This is a genomic window from Micromonospora sp. LZ34 (genome assembly GCF_052981855.1).
Genome location: NZ_JBRIQN010000012.1, coordinates 54,326 through 68,794, shown reverse-complemented (window position 1 = coordinate 68,794; position 14,469 = coordinate 54,326). Strand labels below are relative to the sequence as shown.

Genomic DNA, 14,469 nt, shown 5'->3' with positions numbered 1-14,469 from the left:
GTCCTAGTGCGGTTTGGTGGCAGTCGGCACAGCGCTACCCACGCGTATCCGGGAGAGTCTTTAGACGTGCTCGCCGTACTTTCACCCGGCCAGGGTTCCCAGAAACCCGGCTTCCTGACTCCCTGGCTCGACCTGCCCGGCGCCGAGGCCCGCCTGCGCTGGTGGTCGGCGCTGGCCGGGGTCGACCTGGTGCACCTGGGCACCGCCGCCGACGCCGACGAGATCAAGGACACCGCCCGCACCCAGCCGCTGCTGGTCGCGGCGGCGCTGCTCGCCGCCGAGCACCTGCCGATGTACGACGTCACGCTCACCGCCGGGCACAGCGTCGGCGAACTGGGCGCGGCGGCGCTGGCCGGGGTGCTCCCGGCGGAGGCGGCGATCACCCTGGCGGGGGTGCGGGGCCGCGAGATGGCCGCCGCATGCGCGCTGGAGCCCACCGGGATGGCCGCCGTACTGGGCGGCGACCCGGACGAGGTGCTCGCCGCCATCGCCGCGCACGGGCTGCACCCGGCCAACCGCAACGGCGCCGGCCAGATCGTCGCCGCCGGCGCGCTGGACAACCTGGACAAGCTCGCCGCCGAGCCACCGGCGAAGACCCGGATCATCCGGCTGCAGGTGGCCGGGGCTTTCCACACCCCGTACATGGTGCCGGCCGAGTCGGCGCTGGCCGCGGTGGCCGCCGGGATCACCCCGGCCGACCCGAGCCGGATCCTGCTGTCCAACCTCGACGGCGCCGCGGTCAACCACGGCCGGGAGATGGTGCAGCGGCTGGTCCGCCAGGTCACCGCGCCGGTGCGCTGGGACCTGTGCATGCGGACGCTGGCCGACCTCGGGGTGACCGGGGTGCTCGAGCTGCCCCCGGCCGGCACCCTGGCCGGCCTGGTCAAGCGGGAGCTCAAGGGCGCCGGCGCACCGGAGATCGTCACCCTGAACACCCCAGACGACCTGCCCGCCGCCCGGGACCTCATCGCCCGGCACGGCATGTCGCCGAGCCACGAGCCGACCATCTCCTTCCGGGTGGTGGTGGCCCCCTCGGCCGGTACCTTCGAGCCCGCCGAGAGCCTCGCCGAGGGTGAGACGCTCCGCGCCGGCCAAGTCATCGGCCGGGTCGCCACCCGGCAGGGGCCGGTCGAGGTGACCGCCCACGACAGCGGCGTGCTCACCGAGTGGCTCGCCCACCACGACGACCCGGTCGCCCCGGGCCAACCGCTCGCCCGCATCGGAGGACAGCACTGATGGCCGGAAGCCGCATCGTCGCCCTGGGCCACTACCAGCCCTCCCGGGTGGTGACCAACGACGAGATCGCCCAGCTGGTGGAGACCAGCGACGAGTGGATCCGGGACCGGGTCGGGATCGTCACCCGGCGGATCGCCGACGGCGAGACGGTGGCCGACATGGCCGCCGCCGCCGCCGGCAAGGCGCTGGCCAACTCCGGGCTGACCGCCGCCGACATCGACCTGGTCGTGGTGGCCACCTGCACGTCGGTGGACCGCAGCCCGAACGTGGCCTGCCGGGTCGCCGCGAAGCTCGGCATCACCGCGCCCGGGGCGTACGACATCAACACCGCCTGCTCCGGCTTCGCGTACGCGCTGGGCACCGTCGACCACGCGATCCGGGCCGGCGCCACCCGCAACGCCATCGTCATCGGCGCCGAGAAGCTCTCCGACTTCACCGACTGGACCGACCGTTCCACCTGCATCATCTTCGGCGACGGCGCGGGCGCCGCGGTGGTCACCGCCACCGCCGACGACGAGCCGGCCGGGGTCGGCCCGGTGGTCTGGGGCTCGGTGCCGGAGAAGGGCGACGCGGTCCGGATCGAGGGCTGGCGGCCCTACATCGCGCAGGAGGGGCAGGCGGTGTTCCGCTGGGCCACCACCGCGCTCGCCCCGCTGGCGCTGCAGGCCTGCGAACGGGCCGGGGTGGCGCCCTCGGAGCTGGCCGCGTTCGTGCCGCACCAGGCCAACGCCCGGATCATCGACGGCATCGCCAAGCGGCTGAACATCCCCGACGCGATCATCGCCAAGGACATCGTCGAGTCCGGCAACACGTCCGCGGCGAGCGTGCCGCTGGCCCTGTCCAAGCTGGTCGAGCGGCGCGAGGTGCCCTCCGGCGCCCCGGTGCTGCTGTTCGGCTTCGGCGGCGGCTTGACCTACGCCGGTCAGGTCGTCCGCTGCCCCTGAAGACCCCTCCGGCGCGCCAGCGCCGGGGAGACGGCCGGCGTCGCCGCCCGTCGAGTGAACCCCCGATGAGAGGAACCAACCGCAATGACCCGTGACGAGATCACCGCCGGCCTCGCCGAGATCCTCGAAGAGGTTGCCGGCGTGAACCCGGACGACGTGGCCGAGGGGAAGTCCTTCACCGACGACCTGGACGTCGACTCGCTCTCCATGGTGGAGGTCGTGGTGGCGGCCGAGGAGAAGTTCGGCGTCAAGATCCCGGACAACGAGGTGCAGAACCTGAAGACCGTCGGGGACGCCGTCAGCTACATCGAGGCGCAGTCCTGATCATGAGTCGCCCCGACGTCGTCGTCACCGGGCTCGGCGCGACGACCCCGCTCGGCGGGGACGTCGCGTCGACCTGGGACGCCATGCTCGCCGGCCGCTCCGGGGTGAGTGCGCTCACCCAGGAGTGGGCCGGGCAACTGCCGGTCCGGATCGCCGCCCAGCTCGCCGTGGAACCTTCCGAGGTGCTGGAGCGGGTCAGGCTGCGCCGGCTGGACCGGTCCGAGGCGATCGCCATCATCGCGGCGCAGCAGGCCTGGGCGGACGCCGGCCTGGCCGACTCCGGGCTGGACCCGGAGCGGCTGGCGGTCAGCGTCGGTTCCGGCATCGGCGGCGCCACCACCCTGCTGGCCCAGGACGACATCCTCGAGTCGTCCGGGCCGCGCCGGGTGTCGCCGCACACCGTGCCGATGCTGATGCCGAACGGCCCGGCCGCCTGGGTCGGGCTGGAACTCGGCGCCAAGGCCGGCGTGCACTCGGTGGCCAGCGCCTGCGCGACCGGCGCCGAGGCGATCGCGCTGGGCCTGGACATCATCCGCGCCGGCCGCGCCGACGTGGTGGTGGCCGGCGGCACCGAGGCGGTCATCCACCCGCTGCCGATCGCCGGGTTCGCCTCGATGCGGGCCATGTCGACCCGCAACGACGAGCCGGAGCGCGCCTCCCGCCCATGGGACAAGGGTCGGGACGGCTTCGTGCTCGGCGAGGGCGCCGGGGTGGTCGTCCTGGAGCGGGCCGACCACGCCGCCGCCCGGGGCGCCCGGGTGTACGCGCGCCTCGCCGGCTCCGGCATCACCTCCGACGCGTACGACATCGTGCAGCCGCACGCCGAGGGCGAGGGCGCGATCCGGGCGATCGCGAAGGCCATCGCCGACGCCGGCGTGGCCAAGCGCGACATCGTGCACGTCAACGCCCACGCCACCTCGACGCCGGTCGGCGACATGCTGGAGATCGGCGCGCTGCACCAGGCGCTCGGCGACCACCCGGTGCTGGCCGCGACCAAGTCGATGACCGGCCACCTGCTCGGCGCGGCCGGGGCACTGGAGTCGATCGCCACCATCCTGGCCATCCGCGACGGTGTCGTTCCTCCGACCATCAACCTCGACGAACCCGACGACGGGCTCACCATGGAGGTGGCCGCCCACAAGGCGCGCCACATGGAGATCCCGGCCGCGCTGAACAACGCGTTCGGCTTCGGCGGCCACAACGTGGCTCTCGTCTTCACGCGGGCCTGAGCACAGCCTTGGAGGCTCATGTGACCAGCACCGCCGTCAGCGCCGACACCTCGACAGTGGACCACCGCGACCCCGAGGTCCGGCTGCGGGCGCTCTTCGACGCCGGCTCGCTGCGCCTGGCCTCGCCGCGGGACACCTCCGGCGCGATCTGGGCGCGGGGTGAGATCGACGGTACGCCGGCGATCGCGTTCGCCACCGACGCCACGAGGATGGGCGGCGCGATGGGCAGTGACGGGTGCCGGCACGTCGTCGACGCCATCGACACCGCCGTCCGGGAGCGGGTCCCGGTGCTCGGCCTCTGGCACTCCGGCGGGGCCCGGCTGGCCGAGGGCGTGGTCGCGCTCGACGCGGTGGGTCAGGTCTTCGCCGCGATGGTCCGGGCGTCCGGGCGGGTGCCGCAGATCTCGGTGGTGCTCGGGCCGGCGGCCGGCGGCGCGGCGTACGGGCCGGCGCTGACCGACATCGTGGTGATGAGCGGCGCGGGCCGGATCTTCGTGACCGGTCCCGAGGTGGTCCGCAGCGTCACCGGCGAGCAGGTCGACATGGAGCGCCTCGGCGGCCCCGAGCCGCACGGCCGGCGCTCCGGCGTGGTGCACGTGACCTGCGCCGACGACGAGGAGGCGCTGGCCGAGTCGCGCAAGCTGGCCGCGCTGCTGGGCCGCCAGGGCCGGCTCTGTCCGGACGACGTGCCGGCCGAGGGCGAGGAGGGCCACGACCTGGCCGCGAAGATGCCGGCCGAGGCCAACCGGGCGTACGACGTCAAGCCGGTGGTCAAGGCGCTGCTCGACGCCCCCGGCGTGGAGCTGCACGCCAAGTGGGCGCCGAACGTCGTCACCACCCTCGGCCGGTTCGCCGGCCGGACGGTCGGCGTGATCGCCAACAACCCGCTGCGGCTGGGCGGCTGCCTCGACGCGTCCAGCGCCGAGAAGGCGGCCCGCTTCGTGCGGATGTGCGACTCGCTCGGCGTACCGCTGATCGTGCTGGTCGACGTCCCCGGCTACCTGCCCGGCCTGGGTCAGGAGTGGGACGGTGTGGTCCGGCGCGGCGCGAAGCTGCTGCACGCCTTCGCCGAGGCGGTGGTGCCGCGGGTGACCCTGGTGACCCGCAAGGCGTACGGCGGCGCGTACATCGCGATGAACTCGCGCTCGCTCGGCGCGACCGCGGTCTTCGCCTGGCCGAACGCGGAGGTCGCGGTGATGGGCGCCAGCGCGGCGGTGAACATCCTGCACCGCAAGAAGCTGGCCGCCACCCCGGTCGAGGAGCGGGAGGCGCTACGCGCCCAGCTGATCGAGGAGCAGATCCGGGTGGCCGGCGGGGTCAACCGCGCGCTCGAGATCGGCGTGGTGGACGACGTGATCAAGCCGGCGGAGACCCGGCGCCGGATCGCCGAGGCGCTCGCCGCGGCCCCGGCCGCCCGGGGCGCGCACGGCAACATCCCGCTGTAGTCACCTGAACGGTCGAGGGGCCCGCGCTCGGCGAGCGCGGGCCCTCGCGTCGCTCAACCCCGGTTGCGCGGATGCTGGCGGGCGGTGCGCTCGTTGCCCCGGCGGTAGTTGCCGGTCCACCGCGCCATCACCAGCTGCGGGTCGTCCTCGACCTCGGCGAGGAACTGCGCCACCCGCCCGCCCCGCAGGGTGCCGGCCACCCGCCCGTGGTGGGTGATCACCACCGTGCCGTCCGGCCGCTGCACGTACCCGAAACCCGCTGCCGCTCCCATGCCGGCCGAGGCTGCCAGCCGTGCCGCGCAACCGCGAACGGATTTCCGGGTTGACTCTCCAGCGGCTGGAGACAGGAGGCTGACCGACGTGGACGACCCCACCGAACTGTTCACCATCGGGCAGCTCGCCCGCCGGACCGGCCTGTCGGTCCGGACCATCCGCTTCTGGTCCGACCTCGACCTGCTACCGCCGACCGGCCGCTCGCCGGGCGGCTACCGGCTCTACGACGCGGCCGCCGTGGCCCGCCTGGAGCTGCTGCGCACCCTGCGCGAGCTGGGGATCGGCCTGGACGACGCGCGCCGGATCGTGGACCGGCAGAGCACCGTCCGGGACGTGGTGCAGGCGCACGCCCGGGCGCTGGACGCGGAGATCCGGACGTTGCGGCTGCGCCGGGCGGTGCTGCGGTCGGTCACCCGACGTGGCAGTACGACCGAGGAGTTGAGACTCGTGAACGACCTGGCCCGGCTCTCCGCCCGGGAGCGGCAGCAGATCATCGACGACTTCGTGGCCGAGGTGTTCGCCGGCGTCGACGGCCCCGCGGCCGGGCTGGCGCAGGCCATGCGGGCGCTGCCCGCGGACCTGCCCGACGAGCCCACCGACGAGGAGGTGGACGCCTGGCTGGAACTGGCGGAGCTGGTGGCCGACCCGGACTTCCGCCGCCGGGTACGCCAGATGGCAGTGGCCGGGGCGACTGACGCGCCGGTGCCCCCGCCGGAGCCGATGGCCAAGCTCGAGCTGGCGCGCGCGGCGCTGGCCGCCGGGACGGAGCCGGCCTCCCCGAGGGTCGGGCGGTGCTCGACGAGCTGGTGGACCCGACCCTCACCGCCGAGCAGCGCCGGGCGTTGGCCGACGCCATCGCCGCCTTCACCGACCGGCGGGTGGAGCGCTACTGGCAGCTGATCGGGGTGCTCAACCGGCGGCCGCCGTTCGAGCCCGCGGTGCCGGCGGTGGAGTGGTTGGTCGCCGCGCTCCGCGCGGCCGGCTGAGGCGTCGCGGACACCCTCGCGGGTGGGGGCCCGGCCCGCGCCGGGCCCTCGCTCAGGAGGCCTCCCGGTTGTCGGTCATCGCCGGGCCGGCGGCGGCCGGCAGCAGGTGGTGCACCTCGGGTGGGCCTTCGGCGAGTTCCTGGGCGCGGGTCTCGGCTTCCTGGTCGGCCCCGGTCAGCCGGCCCCCGTGCTGGCGCAGGTGCTCGTCCCAGGACGGCACCAGGTAGACCTCCGCGATGCGGTCGTGCGACTCGCCCTCGCGGAACAGCCCCCACCGCATCGCGCCGGTACGCTGCCGCGAACCGCGGACCGGGTCCATCGCCCGGATGAATTCCCGCTGCCGCTCCGGCCGGACGGTGTAGGTCACCACCACCAGCACCGGGCCCACCCGGGGGTCCGGTTCGTGGGCGAGTTCCAGCGGGGGCAGGTAGGTGGTGGGGTCCTTCGTCGTGCCACGCAGCTCGGGAAGCGGCCAGACCTGGCTGGTCACCGCGCCCAGCAGCATCAGCACACCGGCCGCAACGAGCGCGCCGACCAGGCCGCCCATGTCGGCCACCAGGCCCCAGAGGAACGCGCCGACGGCCTGCCCGCCCCCTTGCACCACCTGGTAGACGGCCAGGCCGCGAGCCCGTACCCAGCCGGGCAGGAAGAGCTGGATCTCGGCGTTGACGTTGGCGAGCACCGTCACCCAGGCGAACCCGGCCGGCAGCAGGGCCACGAGCACCACCGGCAGCACCTGGACCGACGCCACCACGATCAGCGTGGCGCTGTAGGTCGCCCCGGCCGCCAGCAGGAAGTGGTTGGCCGACATCCGGGTACGGACCCACGACAGCAGCAGGCCACCGAGGATCGCGCCGACGCCGAGGGCGGCCAGCAGCAGGCCGTACCCGCTGGAGTCCAGGCCGAGCCGCCGGTTGGCCACCACCGGCAGCAACGCCCACAGCGCGCTGGCCGGCACCACGAAGACCAGCGCCCGCCGCAGCAGCCGGCGGACGACGGGCGAGTGCCGCACGTACCGGCCGCCGGCGCGCAGCGCGGCGGTGAACGGCTCCGGCACCTCGACGGCCCGGGCGTTGGCCGGCCGCCACCGCGCCAGCGTGAGCGCGCAGACCAGGAAGGCCACGGCGTTGAGGGCGAAGACCGGGGCGGCGCCCACCCGGGCGATCAGGACGCCGGCCGCGGCGGGCCCGACCGCCCGGGCCACGTTGAAGCTGATCGCCCCGAGCGCGGACGCCGCCCGCAACTGGTCGCGCGGCACCAGTTCGGGAATCACCGCCGCCCAGGCCGGCAGGGTGAGCGCCTGCCCCACCCCGAAGGCGAAGGTCAGGGTGAGCAGCAACGCCGGCGGCATCCGGTCGGTCGCGGTGAGCAGCGTCAGCGCCACGGCCACCGCGACCAGGAACAGCTGCACCGAGATCAGCAGGTGCCGACGGTCCAGGGCGTCGGCGAGCGCGCCGGCCGGCAACGCCAGCAGCAGCACCGGCAGCAGACCGGCCGTCTGGACCAGGGCGACCAACGTCGAGGCGTTCGACTCGTGGATCAGCAGCCACTGCGCGCCGACCGTCTGCATCCAGGTGCCGATGTTGGCGCCGAGCAGCGCGAACCAGAGGCTGCGGTAGGTCGCGGTGCGCAGCGGCGTCCACGCCGAGATGCTCGGCTCGGCGGTCCCACCGCCGATCGTCACCATCGCCCGTCCGCCCGCAGGACGCGCGCACCGGAGACGTAGAGGTCGTCCGGGGCGAGCATGAGCAGTCGTACGACCTCTGTGGCGACCTGGTCGGGCAGCGCGTAGACCTCGTCCAGGAAGTCGGCGCCGACCCGCTCCTGCAACCGGGTCGGCATCGGCCCCGGGTGCAGCTGCATCACCTTGATCCGGTTGCTGTGCTGGGCCTCGGCCAGCGACTCGACCAGGCTGCTTCCGTAGCTCTTGGTGGCCCGGTAGACCGGGATGCCGGGCCGGGCCTTGACCACCGCCATCGCCCCGACGTAGACGACGTTGCCGAAGCCCTGCCGGTGCAGGTGGCGCAGCGCCTCCCGGAGCACGTACGTGGTGCCGAGCGCGTTCACCTCCACCGCCCGCCGGATGTGCGCCGGGGAGAGCTCCGCCAGGTCGCCGCCCGCCCACACCGAGGCGCAGGTCGCCACCCCGTCGATCGTGCCGTACCGGTGTGCGACCTGGTCGAACGCCGCGCGGACCTGCTCGTACGAGGCGACGTCGCAGGTGACTCCGGCGCAGCTCAGCTCGGCGGTCACCGCGGCGATCTCGTCCGCCACGTCGCCGAAGACGGCCACCCGGTGGTCGTCGGCGAGCAGCCGGGCCACCGAGAGCCCCAGGCCGCTGGTGCCACCGACCACCACGAAGGTCCTGGGGCCCATGTCCCTCCAGCCGACGCCACGTACGCAGGATCACCGAAGGGCCCGGCCTTCCCGTTTTCCCGGATTCCACACCTGCGGCGGCGGGACGCGAACGGTTTGACGCCGCACGCCCGGGCCGCTTTGATGGGCCGACTCGAGATCATCGACGGGGAATGGACACCATGGAACGACGTACCCGCGCCGCCGTGCTGGCGGTGCTCATGATCGGTGCGCTCGCCGGCTGCGGCGACGACGGGGAGCGGCCGTCGGCCGCCGGCTCGCCGTCGGCGTCACCGAGCGCCACCGCCTCGCCGGTGGTCCCCGGGCCACCCTGGCACGACGAGGTCGCCGCCGCCCCGGCCGGCACCACCGTCGGCAGGAAGGGGACGCCCTGCGAGCTGCCGATCACCTTCTCGCTGCCGGCGAAGTGGAAGGTCGAGGCAGTGAAGGGCTCGGCCGAGTTCGGCGAGGCGGCCGTCGGCAAGGCCACGATGCTGTGCGAGCTCAACTCCCGGCCGGCCGGCGAGATCGGGTTCCTCCGGGTCTGGCGCGTCAACGGGGTTGCCGGCGGTGCCGAGGAGCACCTGAAGCACTTCGTCGGCGCGTACTCGCCGAAGGCGACGGGCGTGGAGTACCGGCGCCTCCGGGCCGGCACGCTGGACGCCGTCGAGGCGAGCTACACCGAGGACGGCGACCTGGACCGGGCCGTCGCGTTGGCATCCCTCTACGGCCCGATCGTGCTGAGCCTGTACGCCCCGGACCCGGAGGACCTGCTGCCGGCGTACCAGCTGGTGAAGCAGTCGGCGCGGATCAACCGCGACTGACCGGTCAGGTGCCGCAGGTGGTGGCGGGCAGGCCGGGCACCCGCACCGGGGACCGGCCGCCCGGCCGCGCCTTGCCGGCCAGCACCCCGGCGAGCGCGGTCATCGACGCCCAGCTGGACGAGTAGGTGGCCAGCAACGTCGGCGACTTCGCGCTCCCCAGCACGTACGGGGTGTCCATGGCGACCGTGACGGCGGCGTCGGCGCGCAGGTCGCCGGCGCCGTCGCCGTAGCCGACCAGGTGCACCACCGTCCCGCCGCTCGGCACCACCTTCACACCGGCCGCGGTCAGCGCCTCGCCGAGCGCCGCCCGGGTGTGGTCCCGGCCGCCGGAGGAGGTGACGGTCACCGGGCCGCGGACGGCACCGCCGCAGGCGCCGCGCAGCACGGTGACCGCCGCCGCGGCCAGCCGCTGCGCCGCCTCCCGGTGCGCCGGGGCGGCCAGCGTGGACAGCTCCGGCGCCGGCCGGTCGGCCAGCTTGAACTTCATGGTCAGCACCCGGGTGACCGCCTCGACCAGCCGGGCCCGGGGCAGCGAGCCGTTGCGGAGCGCGCCGAGCAGCCCGTCGTACGCCTGGCCGACGTGCGGCGGCATCAGGATCAGGTCGTTGCCGGCGAGCAGCGCCCGCACCGCGGCCTCCCCCGGCGACCAGCGCTTGGCCGGCGCCATGTTCATCCCGTCGGTGATCACCACGCCCTGGAAGCCGAGCTGGCCGCGGAGCACGTCGGTGAGCAGCTTGCGCGAGAAGGTGGCCGGCGTGCCCGGGTCGACCGACCGCACGTCCAGGTGGGCGGACATCACGGCCATCGCGCCCGCCTCGATGCCGGCGGTGAACGGCGGCCACGCCCCGGCGGCCAGCGCCGCCGGCGACTGGTTCAGCGCCGGCAGGTCCTTGTGCGAGTCGGCGGCGCTGTGGCCGTGCCCCGGGAAGTGCTTCACGGTGGCCGCCACGCCCGCGCCCTGCAGGCCGCGCACCGCGCCGCCGACCTGCGCCGCGGCCCGCTTCGGATCGGCACCGAACGACCGGGAGCCGATCACCGTGCTGCGGGTGGCGAGCACGTCGGCGACCGGGGCGAAGTCCAGGTTGACGCCCATCGCGGCGAGTTCGGTGCCGGCGGCCCGCCAGGCGGCCTCGGTCAGCGCCGGGTCGCCGGCCGCGCCGGCGGCCAGCGCGCTGGGCAGCAGGGTGACCCCGTCGGTGATCCGGGTGACCACGCCGTACTCCTGGTCGGTGCCGATCAGGAACGGTGCCGCGCCGGTGGGCAGCTCGCCGGCGGCGGCGCGCAGCCCGGTGGTCAACTCGCGGACCTGCCGCGGGTTGTCGACGTTGGTGGTCTCCTGGTTACCGCTGGTCGGGTCGTCGGCGCTGAAGCCGACCAGGATCAGGCCGCCGAGCCGGTACTTCGCGATCATCTCGGCCGGGGTGTCCACCCCGGCCAGCGCCCGGTTGCCGGCCGCCGAGCCGGGCGAGACCTTCGTCGCCGCGTCCCCGTACGCGTAGGGCATCAGCACCTGGCCGACCAGGTCCTCGTCGGCGAGCGCGCCGACCAGGGCGGCCGCCCGGGCGGCCGGGTCGCCGGCGGGGGCGGTGGAGGGTGCCGCCGACGACGAGGAGCCGCTCGCTGCCGGTGTGGGGCGCGGGCGGTCCGGCTTGTCGGCACAGCCGGAGAGGAGCAGTGCGGTCAGTGCGGCGAGCGCGACGCCGGCACGTCGCGGAGATATCGACACGCGAGCCATCCCACCAGTTCGACGCTTATCGGGGCAACCCGACCCTACGCGCGCCGACCGGCCGGCCGCCGCCACGCGACGGCGCGGCCCGGCCCGCGAGCGGCGCTCAGCCGACCCGGGTGAGCAGGGTCACCGGCGCGCCGTCCCCGGCGTACCGGTAGGGCTCCAGTTCGGCGTCCCAGGCGGTGCCGAGGGCCTTGTCGAGCGCGTGCGCCAGCGCCTCCGGCGCCCGCGCGCCGGCCATGATGCTGCGCAGCCGGTCCTCGCCGAGCTGGATGTCGCCGGCCGCGCCGACCGTGGCCCGGAACAGGCCCCGGCCCGGTACGTACATGAAGCGCTCGCCGTCAGCACCGGGGCTCGGTTCCTCGGTCACCTCGAAACGGATCATGGGCCACTGCCGGAGGGCAGCAGCCAGCTCGGCGCCCGTTCCCGGACGACCGGTCCACCCGCACTCGGCCCGGCGGGCGCCGGGATCGACGGGCTGAGCCGTCCACTGCAGGTTGACCGGCGCGGCAAGGACGCGCGCGATCGCCCACTCGACGTGTGAGCACACGGCGAGCGGGGTCGAGTGGACGTATACGACGCCACGCGTTGGCACGGTGACCTCCCGGAGTGCGAGGTGCGTCTTCCCCTACGACCTCGCCGTTCCGAGTGGCTACTGGAACACATGATGACTGGTGTGACGGATGGTGCGCCAGGGAATCGGAACATTCGCCGCCGGAATAGCCGGACGGGTGACCGAGGTTGAGCCTCACGAACGCGATGACCAGCCAGGGATCGTGGTCGTGTACAGTTCCATCGGCGGCCTGTGCCGCGCACATCTTCGCGGGCCGAGGCTCCTTCCGGGCATCACCCGCACAGCCCCCGGACGTTTCGTCCTCCCGTACGTCTTGCAAGGAGTACCTCCGTGGCGAGCAACACCTCAAAGACCGCGCGCGCGTCCGTCCGGGCCGGCCAGGCTGGCCAGGGTGGCGCCCTCAGCGTGCTGGGCGAGTTCAAGTACGTCATCCCGCTCAACGGCGGCAAGCACGCCTACGTGCGGAACCTGACCAACGGCAAGACCGCGCACCTGCGCACCGACTCCGAGGCCTTCATCGAGGAGATCCGGGTGCTGGCCGCCGCCGGTCACGCCGCCAAGATCCGGGCCGAGCTGAGCAGCCTCAACGCCGCCCACCCGGGCGACGGCTGGGACGCCACCGAGAAGCGCCTCGTCGAGGCCGGCGTCTTCGAGGGCTGAGCTCTCCCCCGAGCACCAACCGGAACCGCCCGTCGGGATCACCCGACGGGCGGTTCCGCGTCTCACCCCTCGGTGCCGGCGGGGTCGAGGGCGAGGGGGGTCACCTCGCCGGTGGAGAGGTCGTAGAGGGCGCCGACCACGTCGACCCGGCCGGCGGCGACCGGGGCGGCCAGCAGGTCGTCGGCGCGCAGCGCGGCCACCGTACGGAGCACGTGCCGGCGGATCGCCATCGGGTGCGCGCCCGGGCCGTCGGCACCCACCTCGCGGACCGCGGGGGCGATCTGGTCGACCAGGTGGGCCAGCGAACCGCCGGGCCGCCGCCCGCCGCGCACCGCGTCGAGGGCCGCGGCGACCGCCCCGCACCGCTCGTGCCCGAGCACCATCACCAGCGGTACGCCCAGCTCGCCGACCACGTACTCGATCGAGCCGAGCACCGCGCGGTCCAGCACGTGACCGCCGGTGCGGATCACACAGATCGAGCCGAAGGTCTGGTCGAAGATCGCCTCCAGCGGCACCCGCGAGTCGATGCAGCCCAGCACCACCGCGTACGGCTGCTGGTCGCCCGAGGCGCTGGCCGCGGCGGCGGTCACGTCGTGCCCGTGGATCGGCTGGCCGCTGACGAACCGCCGGTTGCCGGCGAGCAGTTCGGCCAGCGCGGCGCGGGGCGTGCCGCCGGCCAGGCGTCCGTCCGCCCGCCCCGGCCCGGCGCCGCCCCCGGCCGGCGTTGCCCGCGGCGACCACATGCCCCCAGCTTGCTCGGGCGGGCCGCCCGGCGGTGCCGGGTCGCGAATCTTCCCACCGTCACGGTTGGCGTGGTGTCATGGCGGGTAGCCGGTGTTACCACCGGGTATCCCCGGTGTCGCGGATCCGTCCGGCCCCGGGGAGGTGGCGATGCCGGAGCAGCTGGAGGTACGTCTGCCCGACGGCGTACGCCTGCACGTGGAGGTCACCGGGCCGGCCGACGCCGAGCTCACCGTGGTGCTCCTGCACGGCTGGACGCTGGACGGGCGCGCCTGGCACCGGCAGCTCGCCGCGCTGCGCGACGCGGTCGCCGAACCGGTGCGGGTGGTCACCTACGACGCCCGCGGGCACGGCCGGTCCAGCTGCATGGCGCTGCCCACCGCCACGCTGGCCCAGCTCGGCGACGACCTGGCCGCGGTGCTGGACGAGGTCGCCCCGGCCGGCCCGGTGGTGCTGGTCGGGCACTCGATGGGCGGCATGACGATCATGGAGTACGCCCACCGGCACCCGGCGCACTTCGCCGCCCGCACCGCCGGGCTGGTCTTCGTCTCTACCACCGCCGAGGGGCACACGCACACCGCCTACGGCCTTTCCCCCCGGATCGCCCGGCTGATCCGGCTGGCCGAGACCACCGGGGCCGGGGTGCTGGCCCGCTGCGGGTCCTGGCGGCCGCCCCGGGCGCTGCTGCGCGCGCTGCGCCCCAGCATCCGCTGGATGCTCTTCGGCGACCGCTGCGACCCGTCCGACATCCGCCTGGTCACCTCGGCGGTGGCCCGCGCGTCGCTGCGCTCGATCGGCGGCTTCCGCGCCTCGATCGGGGCGCAGCACCGGCTGGAGACCCTCGCCGCGCTCGGCGACCTGCCGGCCGCCGCGCTGGTGGGCGACCGGGACCGGCTCACCCCGCCGCCGTGCGCCGAGTCGATCGCCGCGGCGCTGCCCGCCACCGAGCTGACCGTCTGCCCCGGCGCCGGCCACATGCTGATGATGGAACGGCCCGAGGAGGTCAACGCCGCCCTGGTCGGGGTACTCCGTCAGGTCACCGCCCGGCCGGCGGCGTCGGCGGGGCCGGTCGGCTGAGCCCGGCCGGGGTCACCGGGGTCACGGATCGCGCGGGCCTCCGCCGCCGGTCGCGGCGCTGCCGTACCCTCA

Annotated in this window: 15 protein-coding genes; 9 read left to right on the top strand and 6 right to left on the bottom strand. The window is 74.7% G+C overall.

Translation table 11 applies throughout. The features are described from left to right. The first annotated feature begins 66 nt into the window (after nt 1-66). From ACVCAH_RS15660 to ACVCAH_RS15640, 5 genes are all read left to right on the top strand, one after another. On the top strand, nt 67-1,236 hold the full coding sequence (locus ACVCAH_RS15660; protein WP_447136853.1) for an acyltransferase domain-containing protein: 1,170 nt from the start codon (nt 67-69) through the stop codon (nt 1,234-1,236). Continuing rightward, nucleotides 1,236-2,180: a beta-ketoacyl-ACP synthase III gene (locus ACVCAH_RS15655; protein WP_447136852.1), complete on the top strand. Its 945-nt coding sequence runs from the start codon at nt 1,236-1,238 to the stop codon at nt 2,178-2,180. Before ACVCAH_RS15660 ends, ACVCAH_RS15655 begins: the two co-directional genes overlap by 1 nt. A gap of 84 nt (nt 2,181-2,264) precedes the next feature. Beyond that, on the top strand, nt 2,265-2,504 hold the full coding sequence (locus tag ACVCAH_RS15650) for an acyl carrier protein (protein ID WP_007072348.1): 240 nt from the start codon (nt 2,265-2,267) through the stop codon (nt 2,502-2,504). A gap of 2 nt (nt 2,505-2,506) precedes the next feature. Then, nucleotides 2,507-3,733, top strand: a complete 1,227-nt coding sequence (gene fabF, locus ACVCAH_RS15645; RefSeq protein ID WP_447136851.1) for a beta-ketoacyl-ACP synthase II — start codon at nt 2,507-2,509, stop codon at nt 3,731-3,733. Between the two features lie 20 nt (nt 3,734-3,753). Beyond that, nucleotides 3,754-5,178: an acyl-CoA carboxylase subunit beta gene (locus ACVCAH_RS15640; RefSeq protein WP_447136850.1), complete on the top strand. Its 1,425-nt coding sequence runs from the start codon at nt 3,754-3,756 to the stop codon at nt 5,176-5,178. Nucleotides 5,179-5,231: 53 nt separating this feature from the next. On the opposite strand, the gene ACVCAH_RS15635 is transcribed toward ACVCAH_RS15640, so the two are convergent. Further along, nucleotides 5,232-5,450, bottom strand: coding sequence for a hypothetical protein (locus ACVCAH_RS15635; RefSeq protein ID WP_447136849.1), 219 nt, complete (start codon nt 5,448-5,450; stop codon nt 5,232-5,234). An 88-nt stretch (nt 5,451-5,538) separates the two neighbouring features. Here ACVCAH_RS15635 and ACVCAH_RS15630 point away from each other — a divergent pair, with 88 nt between their 5' ends. Next, nucleotides 5,539-6,351, top strand: coding sequence for a helix-turn-helix domain-containing protein (locus tag ACVCAH_RS15630; protein WP_447136848.1), 813 nt, complete (start codon nt 5,539-5,541; stop codon nt 6,349-6,351). Between the two features lie 138 nt (nt 6,352-6,489). Here ACVCAH_RS15630 and ACVCAH_RS15625 read toward each other — a convergent pair whose 3' ends face one another. Both ACVCAH_RS15625 and ACVCAH_RS15620 read right to left on the bottom strand, forming a co-directional pair. Continuing rightward, entirely contained in the window at nt 6,490-8,124 is a 1,635-nt protein-coding gene (locus ACVCAH_RS15625) for an MFS transporter (RefSeq protein ID WP_447136847.1), read from the bottom strand. Next, entirely contained in the window at nt 8,118-8,813 is a 696-nt protein-coding gene (locus tag ACVCAH_RS15620; protein WP_447136846.1) for an SDR family NAD(P)-dependent oxidoreductase, read from the bottom strand. The genes ACVCAH_RS15625 and ACVCAH_RS15620 overlap by 7 nt, the downstream gene beginning before the upstream one ends. Before the next feature lie 161 nt (nt 8,814-8,974). Here ACVCAH_RS15620 and ACVCAH_RS15615 point away from each other — a divergent pair, with 161 nt between their 5' ends. Continuing rightward, nucleotides 8,975-9,616: a lipoprotein gene (locus tag ACVCAH_RS15615; protein ID WP_447136845.1), complete on the top strand. Its 642-nt coding sequence runs from the start codon at nt 8,975-8,977 to the stop codon at nt 9,614-9,616. A gap of 4 nt (nt 9,617-9,620) precedes the next feature. On the opposite strand, the gene ACVCAH_RS15610 is transcribed toward ACVCAH_RS15615, so the two are convergent. Continuing rightward, entirely contained in the window at nt 9,621-11,351 is a 1,731-nt protein-coding gene (locus ACVCAH_RS15610; RefSeq protein WP_447136844.1) for a glycoside hydrolase family 3 protein, read from the bottom strand. A 97-nt stretch (nt 11,352-11,448) separates the two neighbouring features. Continuing rightward, nucleotides 11,449-11,940, bottom strand: a complete 492-nt coding sequence (locus ACVCAH_RS15605) for a DUF3145 domain-containing protein (protein ID WP_111133972.1) — start codon at nt 11,938-11,940, stop codon at nt 11,449-11,451. Between the two features lie 309 nt (nt 11,941-12,249). Here ACVCAH_RS15605 and ACVCAH_RS15600 point away from each other — a divergent pair, with 309 nt between their 5' ends. Further along, on the top strand, nt 12,250-12,579 hold the full coding sequence (locus ACVCAH_RS15600) for a hypothetical protein (RefSeq protein ID WP_447136843.1): 330 nt from the start codon (nt 12,250-12,252) through the stop codon (nt 12,577-12,579). A gap of 62 nt (nt 12,580-12,641) precedes the next feature. On the opposite strand, the gene ACVCAH_RS15595 is transcribed toward ACVCAH_RS15600, so the two are convergent. Further along, nucleotides 12,642-13,322 (bottom strand): carbonic anhydrase, encoded by a 681-nt coding sequence (locus ACVCAH_RS15595; protein WP_447136842.1) that lies wholly within the window; start codon nt 13,320-13,322, stop codon nt 12,642-12,644. Nucleotides 13,323-13,470: 148 nt separating this feature from the next. On the opposite strand from ACVCAH_RS15595, the gene ACVCAH_RS15590 reads away from it, so the two are divergent. Beyond that, the gene (locus ACVCAH_RS15590) at nt 13,471-14,397 is read left to right on the top strand and encodes an alpha/beta fold hydrolase (RefSeq protein ID WP_447136841.1); all 927 of its coding nucleotides are present in this window, start codon (nt 13,471-13,473) and stop codon (nt 14,395-14,397) included. Nucleotides 14,398-14,469: the final 72 nt, after the last annotated feature.

Excerpts from the sequence above, each read along its gene's own strand:
- ACVCAH_RS15655 (WP_447136852.1), top strand. The coding sequence starts at position 1,236 with ATGGCCGGAAGCCGCATCGTCGCCCTGGGCCACTACCAGCCCTCCCGG.
- ACVCAH_RS15650 (WP_007072348.1), top strand. The coding sequence starts at position 2,265 with ATGACCCGTGACGAGATCACCGCCGGCCTCGCCGAGATCCTCGAAGAG.
- fabF (WP_447136851.1), top strand. The coding sequence starts at position 2,507 with ATGAGTCGCCCCGACGTCGTCGTCACCGGGCTCGGCGCGACGACCCCG.
- ACVCAH_RS15635 (WP_447136849.1), bottom strand. The coding sequence starts at position 5,450 with ATGGGAGCGGCAGCGGGTTTCGGGTACGTGCAGCGGCCGGACGGCACG.
- ACVCAH_RS15625 (WP_447136847.1), bottom strand. The coding sequence starts at position 8,124 with ATGGTGACGATCGGCGGTGGGACCGCCGAGCCGAGCATCTCGGCGTGG.
- ACVCAH_RS15620 (WP_447136846.1), bottom strand. The coding sequence starts at position 8,813 with ATGGGCCCCAGGACCTTCGTGGTGGTCGGTGGCACCAGCGGCCTGGGG.
- ACVCAH_RS15615 (WP_447136845.1), top strand. The coding sequence starts at position 8,975 with ATGGAACGACGTACCCGCGCCGCCGTGCTGGCGGTGCTCATGATCGGT.
- ACVCAH_RS15610 (WP_447136844.1), bottom strand. The coding sequence starts at position 11,351 with ATGGCTCGCGTGTCGATATCTCCGCGACGTGCCGGCGTCGCGCTCGCC.
- ACVCAH_RS15595 (WP_447136842.1), bottom strand. The coding sequence starts at position 13,322 with ATGTGGTCGCCGCGGGCAACGCCGGCCGGGGGCGGCGCCGGGCCGGGG.
- ACVCAH_RS15590 (WP_447136841.1), top strand. The coding sequence starts at position 13,471 with ATGCCGGAGCAGCTGGAGGTACGTCTGCCCGACGGCGTACGCCTGCAC.